Consider the following 6,984-nt stretch of genomic DNA (forward strand, 5'->3'; position numbering starts at 1 on the left):
AGCAGATAAAAGAAGTCGCTTAACGAACTTAACTAGGGTGACCGAATTCAGTTGACCAGGTCACCTTTTTCCTGAGTATATTTAACATAAATTGCATTACTATTACTAATTAACAAACTTGTAGTGTTTGAACCAAACACGTTTAAGGCGGTAGGTGACTGTGCTAGAAGTATATTGAGGTGTTCATGTATTTCAGTAAACTCAGGATATAAGATTACGGTATCTTTAAATTGACTCAGTTGGGACAAAGGGATTTTATTGATACCAATGTAGTCTAAAACATATTTGAAACTGGCATTCGCTATATCTAATGAAACATTCGATTCTGTCGGTAATATGTAACTTGTAAGGTATAGCTTTTCATTGCGTTCATCTTGAGTGTTAAAATAAGTTGTAACTGGGGTAATTTTGTTTTTAAATTTATTAATTGTTACGGTGTTAGACTCTATGAAGCTATAGTTTGTTCCCAATAATGTCTCTAATGATAGACTTACTGGATTTACCCCCTCTACATCAGCCAATGTCATATCAACTAGTTCAGTGACATAGTAACTCAATGTATTGCCTTGTCCGTTTGGCGTATTTATTTCGAGTAGGCCGTCAGTTAATTCTGATGGCATCATCAGGGTGACCTGTGAGTTTGTGTGACTCAATATCTCTATAGGTTTACCATTGGCTGTGATCGTCATATCATTAGAAAAGTCTGCTCCCATAAGCTCAATTTGTGTGTTTTCATTAAATATCACGGCTCCTAAATGACTGAAAATAGGTGTGTCCTCAGCATGGACAGTGATTAAGCGGTTATTGGTTCTCTCTGTGCCATTGGTAACAAATACACTGCTTGCTCCTGAAGGGATATTTGCTTGAACAATCCCTGTGGATACTGACACTGGATAATTTATTGGAGCCTGCCCATCACGTTTAAAAACTAAATAATGTTGATCCGGGCCCATAGGTGTTAATTTGCAGGTAAAACTGATCCACGATTTGCATCTAAAAGTGATCCACCCAATTGGTGTTATATGACCATAATTATGGTCTATTTTCTAGCCTTTTTCTCCTTTGATTTTTTAGTTGATTCTTTGAATCGGTAGCTGTCATTGCCGCTTTCAATTATATGGCAATGGTGAGTCAATCTGTCTAGCAAGGCCATAGTGAGTTTTGCATCCCCAAATACCTTCGACCATTCAGTGAAGTTGAGGTTGGTGGTGATAAGTACGCTTGTACTTTCGTAGAGTTTACTGAGTAAATGAAACAGCAGAGTGCCGCCCGCTTGACTAAACGGCACATAACCTAACTCATCGAGTATCACCAAGTCGCACTTGGCTAGGCGATTGGCCATTCTGCCAACATGACCTGCTTGTTTCTCAAGCTCTAAGGTATTCACTAACTCGATAGTGGATAAGAACCGTACTCGGTATTGATGATGTTGAATGGCTTGCACCCCGAGGGCCGTTGCTAAGTGTGTTTTACCTGTGCCAGGGCCGCCGACGAACACCGCATTCTGGCAATCTTCAATGAACTCACAACGATGTAAGCCTCTAATCAGGTATTCATCGACTTCACTTTCATTGAAGTCGAAGCCGTAAAGGTCTCTGTAAACAGGAAACTTCGCGATTTTCATTTGATAGGCAATACTGCGCACTTCTCTGTCTGCTACCTCGGCTTTTATTAGGGTGTCGAGTATTGGTAAAGCTTGTTTGTAAGCAGGTGAGTCTTGCGAGGTCAACTCGGTAATACTGCTCGCCATGCCATGTAGCTTCAACGTTTTAAGGGTGTGTAATAGAGCTTCAGTGTGCATGGCGTTTACCTCGTAATGTGTCGTAGCGTGATGCATCACTGGTTGGTTCAGTGATTAATTGCAGGCTGCTACCAATCGGGATGGGCGCAGGCTGTGGTGGAGTAATTACGCGGCTTAAACAGTTCATCACATGTTGTTTAGATGGGCAGCCTGCGTCTAAGGCCATTTCAACCGCTTTCACAATATCGGCTTCGTCGTGATGCAATATCAACGATAACACCTCGACCATTTCCTTATCCCCGCGCGCTCGTTGCAGCAAAATGGATTGCAGGTGCTTAAAGCTATCGGGCATAGTATTAAATGGCGCACCATTGCGAAGTGCCCCCGGTTTACGTTGCGCGACCAGCAAATAGTGTTGCCAGTCGTAAATGACTTTGCCGGGTACATCGTGATTCACCATGAACGAGCGGGGATGCTCCGCTATCTGCTGCCCTTCAGCGATGAAGCTCAGCCGACTTGGGTACACGCGCAGGCTAATTCTCCGGTTAGCGAAGCTTGCGGGCACAGAGTAACGATTGCGGTCGAAGCTGACTAAGCAGGTAGAGGATACTTTTTTACTATGCTCTATGAAGCCATCAAACGGTGCGGTTACTTTCATCAATTGGCGTTGTTCTTGATACCACACATCTTCAATGGTTCTATCCGTAAACTGAGGATGCTTACGTGATTGCCAGTCGGCAATGCATTGCGCCTCTAGCCAATCGTTGAGCTCAGTTAGCGTGCTCACGCGCGGTAAACGTTGCCAGATAATTGATCGCGCATCACGCACATTCTTTTCAACTTGGCCTTTTTCCCAACCTGCGGCTGGATTACAGAAGTCAGCTTCAAACAGATAATGGCTAACCATGGTTAGGAAGCGGCGGTTAACAATACGCTCCTTGCCTCTTTGCACCTTATCAACCGCTGTTTTCATATTGTCGTAAATCCCGCGCTCTGGCACACCGTTAAACACCCGAAACGCGTGATTATGAGCATCAAACAGCATTTCATGGCTTTGCGTGGGGTAGGCTCGCAGAATATATGCTCGGCTATGACTGAGCTTAAAGTGAGCGACTTGCAGCTTGGTTTTACGACCATCGATGAAGGCATAGTTCTCGCCCCAATCAAATTGAAAGGCTTCACCAGCAGCAAACTCAAGTGGCACGTAAACTTGGTTGGATGCAGTTAATCTCTGCTCTTCACGCCATTTACGTACAAACGCAGCAACCCTGTCATATGAGCCTGAATAGCCCATGGGTAACAAGTCTTCATACAGATTTTTAACGGTTTTACGCTCTTTGCGTCGTTGCCTTGCTTCTCGCTTCAGCCAACTAATGAGCACTTCTTCGAACGCTTTTACCTTACTCTGCAAGTCACGTTGAGGATAAGCAGGCTCTGCAATGTCGCTTTTAAGATAACGACGTACAGTATTGCGAGACAATCCAGTGCGACGAGTGATTTCTCGCTGGGATAACCCATCACGAAAATACCATCGACGTATAACACTTAATAATGACACATCAATCACTCCACATTCTCCTGCTTAAGGGGGGCAGGAGGTATTAAATATGTGGATCAGTTTTCAATGCAAATTAGGGGGAAAGTGGATCAGTTTTGGGTGCAAATTAACAGTTAGGCTCGGCAAGCATTCTGGCGTCACCTTTTTGTGCGAGTAACTGAATTTGAGAGCTGATGCCCGTCACAATGCCAAAGTAGCTCCACCCTCGATTATCAAGCACACCAATACTGTCAGTCACAGCGCTTGAGATTTGATCAACAAACTGACCTGAAGATGCAACACTAAAAATTGGATTGTCTGTAAAGGCTTTAGCAGCCCCAAATGCGGGCCCTGCCATCGCAGAATCCCACTGAATCCCAATGTTATTTAATGTTGATTTGTTAAATTCAACAATCTTGACCTGCATTCTCACCATAGGCGCTATCGCTGTGGCATATTTTGCATACTCAACTAATGAAACAATATTAGGACTAGCTTCAAATATTTTCTCTAATTGCTCTTTCTGATTAAGGTCTGCTTCGCCCTGAACAATGATCAATCCATCATTTTCAGATACTCGTAATGCCGGAAATGCAGCTAACATCCTCTTAATTGTAGCTGTAGTTTTAAGAGAGTTATCTGGTGTGACCGTCACGCTCAACTTAATGACACGACCCGATTTTTGCCATATTTGTAAATCAGATTCACCGGCAGATTCGCCAATAATAATAAGCCCATTATTATCGATAACCTTTGTACTAATCACGCTTCCGTTACCTACGACTATTCGGTCAATATTTTTTGCTTTGTATAACTCTACAGCACCGACATATAATTTAAATGGCGTATTATTGTGAGCCAAAGCTAACGATGATGAAAAAATACATATAAAAAAAACAAAAATTAAATTTAATGATTTCATAGTGATAAATTATTCTTATATTGGTTTAATTGTTCAATCATTTCTTTAGTAAGTGGATAGCTTTGGGTCGTCGTTTTTATTCCACTACCACCAATAATCATTTCAACACTATTTTCAGCAGTGTCATTGTTGATGACATTAAATATTTGGTTCTCTTTTAATGACACAAACTCTAAGGGCTTATCTTCTGTTTGATTACGCAATAACGTCACAAACTTTCCTTTATTTCTCGCTAACGAAACTCTTGCAGCATCTTCAACTGACAACGCTAATGTGACCGTATTATAAGCATTTGGGTTATCATAAATTGAATCGACTAATTCAGGATTAATATCTAGGCTTCTTCTGCCTGCGGCTAACACAACAACGTTTTCAATCAATAATTGTAACTTTTCAGTTTCTTGCTCATCTTTTTCATCTTTAAACGCTAACATTAAATCAATGTGATCAGCTGGTACTAACATTCCTGCTGTAGAGTTAATTTCATCGATATTAATTGTTACAGCACGTTCACCTTCTCTAAGAAGGTCAGAAAATTGTTTGGCGTGCATGCCGGGTAAATAGGTCGATATAAGAGGTCTTCCTGAACTCATTGGCGCCAGTAACATTTGTCCTAGCACTAGATCAAACTGAGAGGGATGAACAGCATCTAAAGGTAAAATATCAGCCCTAACTCGTCTTACTGACATATTATCTTGTGAAACGACATCACCTTTTTGTAAATCTTGTGTTGCAACGACTACGTCGGCCATTACGATATTATCATTAGAAAGCTCATCTCTAATTTGCTGCTCTTTAGTGATAAAATAATTTTTAGTTGCCCAAGCAGAAACACCCCCAAGTACAATAGCAATAATCAGTAATACCCAGTTGAAATCTATAGATTTAAATCGCATTTCCTATCCCTAGTTGTAATCTGGCAATGTTGACATTGATTTATTATATGCAAATGCGTTGTACCACTCTTTTAATGATTCCGCACAATGATCAATTACGCTTTTATCATTTTCTAATGGTGTAAATAATGCAGCGACTAATGCTGCACATACAATCAAATATTCAACACTCGACTGCCCTTTATTAAAGGTATAACGTGTCATTTTATAGTCCTTCCATGACTTGATTAAAAACTACATTAACAACTTCATTTTTTTTATTAAAACTAATATCAACTGTATTCGTTCCATTGTTCATCATCAAAACAGCTTTACCTGAATTGACATCTAAAATTCCAGAGTTTTCATTCCAACCCAAACGTTGAAAATATCTTCGATAATAATGATAATTTTCAGAAAGACTTCTTTTGTTTTGAAGAATGACCGTTCTACCATTTTTAAATAGATCTTGTGATTTTATATCAGAGATGACATTAGAGTTCTGTGGTGCAGGAAAAATAATGCTTCCAGTGCGATTAGCATTTTCTTCAATATTTTTGGTTACCCCAACTAAAACGGTAACACCATCATATTCATTCTTAATTCTAGCAGTTAACAAAAATGGGTCTTGTAAGCTGTTTATGACATAATCATTACCCAACTTTTGCTCATCAAACTTATCACTTTGACTCTTCCATTGCTTTTTAAAAAATGCTGCGGTTAACATTTGACTCGCTTTATCTTTGACAACCCAAGTTTTAGTTGGATATCCATACATTTTAATGTCATCAGCAACAATTTCGACAGAAGCGCCCTCAGGAAATTCGATATCAGGCCACTCGGAAGCAATACAAAAAAAAGGAAAGCATAATATGGATAGCGTTAGTATAATCTTCATGTTCTAACCACCACAATTTTCAGAACCATAACGACACAACCTATTTTCAGGTAGCACATCAGAATCTACATGACCAAACTTTAAAGAGTTAGTTTTAAGCTCTTTACCAAAAGGAATAAAACCGCCAATTCGTTGAACCAACCTTACAAGCCCATTATCTAATACTGACGTTAATACTAGCTTCTTAACTCTTTTTTCTGCATGTTCCCCGCCACTGGCGTTCCAACCAGATGCCATTAATGCGCTATTACCTTTAAAACTTAGATTTAATTGGTCAAAGGGCTCCAAGTAATGGTTTTGCAACTTAGTACTGACTTCTGTTTGGTAATAAGGAGATTTATCTAAATTAAACCCGGTAAAAGATAACAACCCAACCATACTATCGATTGTGCTCCCAATACTTCCAGGTGTTTTTCCACTTCTCTCTTTTCGCTCAAACCGAGAAAGCTCCCCGTCAGTAACATTTTCATCTGTTAATGATAATAAAACCTTATTTGATGAATTTTTTGCTGTTTGTGATTTGAGTAATGGATGAATATTCTCACTCCAATCCCATTCAGTTTGATTTTGACTATTAATCAACACTCCATTTTTTTGATAAAATCGCCAAGGAATATCTATTGCAATATCATTTTCATGCATTATTGCTGAATGATGAGAACGATTGTTCGGTAACAAACTGGGACGACTATCTTTCCATACGGTACGTTCCCATGAAGTATATTGTGCAGCTTCGGAGACTCGGTGTTGTACTTCAGTCATTTTAGACATATAAGGAAGTAGGATTAATAAAGGAACAATAACAAAAGTGAGAGCAATCACTCCTTCAACCAATGCTTGCCCCTTGTTATAAAGAGCAGACATTACAGTACTCTCGTTAATGCTAATGCAATAGCACGTTCTGAATTAGTGGTATCCGTTAAACGAGCCTGCCAAAATGGATTATATGAGGGTGTAACAGATTCTGTGTAACTGCAATTTAGTTAATATGTTTCACAATTCTATCTTCGA

The 6,984-nt window shown here is 39.7% G+C and carries 8 protein-coding genes; all 8 read right to left on the reverse strand.

All coding sequences use genetic code 11. The features are described from left to right. Positions 1 to 47: 47 nt before the first annotated feature. A complete protein-coding gene (locus IEY42_RS21165; protein WP_188927179.1) occupies positions 48 to 953 on the reverse strand; it encodes a hypothetical protein in 906 nt (301 codons plus the stop codon). A gap of 86 nt (positions 954 to 1,039) precedes the next feature. Further along, positions 1,040 to 1,801, reverse strand: a complete 762-nt coding sequence (gene istB / locus IEY42_RS21170; protein WP_188927180.1) for an IS21-like element helper ATPase IstB — start codon at positions 1,799 to 1,801, stop codon at positions 1,040 to 1,042. Beyond that, complete coding sequence (gene istA, locus IEY42_RS21175; protein WP_188927181.1) at positions 1,791 to 3,308, reverse strand: IS21 family transposase; 1,518 nt, start codon at positions 3,306 to 3,308, stop codon at positions 1,791 to 1,793. Before istA ends, istB begins: the two co-directional genes overlap by 11 nt. Positions 3,309 to 3,405: 97 nt before the next feature. Further along, complete coding sequence (locus tag IEY42_RS21180) at positions 3,406 to 4,200, reverse strand: pilus assembly protein N-terminal domain-containing protein (protein ID WP_188927182.1); 795 nt, start codon at positions 4,198 to 4,200, stop codon at positions 3,406 to 3,408. Beyond that, positions 4,197 to 5,096: a Flp pilus assembly protein CpaB gene (gene cpaB / locus IEY42_RS21185; RefSeq protein ID WP_188927183.1), complete on the reverse strand. Its 900-nt coding sequence runs from the start codon at positions 5,094 to 5,096 to the stop codon at positions 4,197 to 4,199. The genes IEY42_RS21180 and cpaB overlap by 4 nt, the downstream gene beginning before the upstream one ends. A gap of 9 nt (positions 5,097 to 5,105) precedes the next feature. Continuing rightward, entirely contained in the window at positions 5,106 to 5,300 is a 195-nt protein-coding gene (locus IEY42_RS21190; protein ID WP_188927184.1) for a hypothetical protein, read from the reverse strand. Between the two features lies 1 nt (position 5,301). Then, complete coding sequence (locus tag IEY42_RS21195; protein ID WP_188927185.1) at positions 5,302 to 5,973, reverse strand: hypothetical protein; 672 nt, start codon at positions 5,971 to 5,973, stop codon at positions 5,302 to 5,304. Positions 5,974 to 5,976: 3 nt separating this feature from the next. Further along, the gene (locus IEY42_RS21200; protein ID WP_188927186.1) at positions 5,977 to 6,837 is read right to left on the reverse strand and encodes a hypothetical protein; all 861 of its coding nucleotides are present in this window, start codon (positions 6,835 to 6,837) and stop codon (positions 5,977 to 5,979) included. Positions 6,838 to 6,984: the final 147 nt, after the last annotated feature.

The sequence above is a fragment of the Shewanella algicola genome (assembly GCF_014648035.1).
Taxonomy (GTDB): domain Bacteria; phylum Pseudomonadota; class Gammaproteobacteria; order Enterobacterales; family Shewanellaceae; genus Shewanella; species Shewanella algicola.